The sequence below is a fragment of the Ruegeria sp. CJ2 genome, assembly GCF_056536745.1.
Genome location: NZ_JBQFQF010000033.1, coordinates 1 through 1540 on the forward strand (window position 1 = coordinate 1; position 1540 = coordinate 1540).

A 1540-nucleotide genomic window follows, 5' to 3' on the forward strand; every position below is an offset into this window, starting at 1 on the left:
TGTTGCAACCAAGTAGAAATGTCACTGGGTCTGCAAAGTAGAAATGTCCCAGTTGCCGCGGAACGGTAGTGCAGCCTGACAGGGTGGAGACCTCAAACATCGGAGCCCTGGCTGGCTGCGCGGTCCTTTTTCGCCACTCTTGCGAGCTTTGAATTCCAGCCGTTGTTGCGCCGACCTGTTGGGTTGTAGCGTGTGGCCTGAGTGCCGACGCGGCGCTTCTTCGGGGGTGCTTTGTCCTGCTCTTGCTTGATGTGCTCCAGCACTGCGCTCAGCCGCTTGTTCCCGATGATCGCCGCGTGGCTCACACGTTGATCTTTGTCGTAAGCGGAGTAGGGCAGTGGAACACCCTTTGACCGGAATTCCAGCGTACCGTCCTGGAATTCATAGCTGTCCACATATTTGCCAACGAGGCCACGGGTGAGGTCGTTCTCTTCAAGCGTGATCCGCTTGCGGTCGTAACGCAGCACCAGGTTCCGGTCGACGTAGCGCTCGTCGCGCCAGCACAGGATGTCCCGCAGACGGTCGGGCTCGACATTCAGGGCCCGGTGCAGATTGTCCGGACGTCGCGGCGATTTGGCAAACCTGGCATTATAGCATTGCATGAACCCCGGCAGGAATTCGTTTGCAGCTTCCATGTCCGAGATGCCAGCGAGCCGCAATTCCTTCACCAGCCGATCCTGGAGCGTGCGGTTGGCACGCTCAACACGGCCCTTGGCCTGGCTGCTGTTGGCGCAGAGGATCTCGATGTTCAACTCATTCAAAGCGCGACCAAACTGGGTCATGCCATGGCCCGACTTCGCACCTTGCTGCGCCACCCGAAACACGGTGTGCTTGTCGGAATAGAAAGCTACAGGGCGACCGTGCTCGGCCAGGTAGCCTTCAAGTGCTTCGAAATAGCTGAAGGTGCTTTCCGACTTCACGAACCGTAGCTGCATCAACGTGCTGGTCGCATCGTCGATGAAGACAAGCAGCGTGCAGGGCGGGGCGCGATCTTCGAACCAGCGGTGGTCAGATCCGTCGATCTGGATGAGCTCGCCAAAGGATTCCCGGCGCAAACGCGGCTGGTGGAACGTCCTGCGCTGTTTGCGAGATAACCAGATTCCGTCTGCCTGCATCCATTTGCGCAGCGTCTCGCGCGAGACTTTCAGATCGTGATGTTCCAACAACATCTCAGCTGCCAGTGTCGGACCAAAGTCAGTGTATCGTTCTTTGACGAGTGCCAGGGCAAACTCTCGAACGGCCGGATCAATACGATTGTTGGATCTACGGTCGCGCGCCTTGTGACGCAGCGCAGCCGGACCATCAGTCTGGAAAACCCTGAGCAAACGGTGAACTTGTCTGCGGCTCAAGTTCAGAACATTCGCGGCAGAAACCACCGTCATGCGGCCTTGGGAAACCTGACTCAGTACTTCAATACGATTAAGCTCGCGCTCGCTCATGACAACCAATCCCACCGTCACACTCCAATCCTGCCTGCTCGACAGAGAAGTGTGACACTTCTACTTTGCTAATGTGGGACATTTTAACTTTGCTGCTTCAT

The 1540-nt window shown here is 57.0% G+C and carries 1 protein-coding gene; it reads right to left on the reverse strand.

What is annotated here, in order from left to right:
* Positions 1-92 precede the first annotated feature (92 nt).
* On the reverse strand, positions 93-1454 hold the full coding sequence (locus tag ACR0MS_RS20420) for an ISNCY family transposase (protein ID WP_480471928.1): 1362 nt from the start codon (positions 1452-1454) through the stop codon (positions 93-95).
* Positions 1455-1540: the final 86 nt, after the last annotated feature.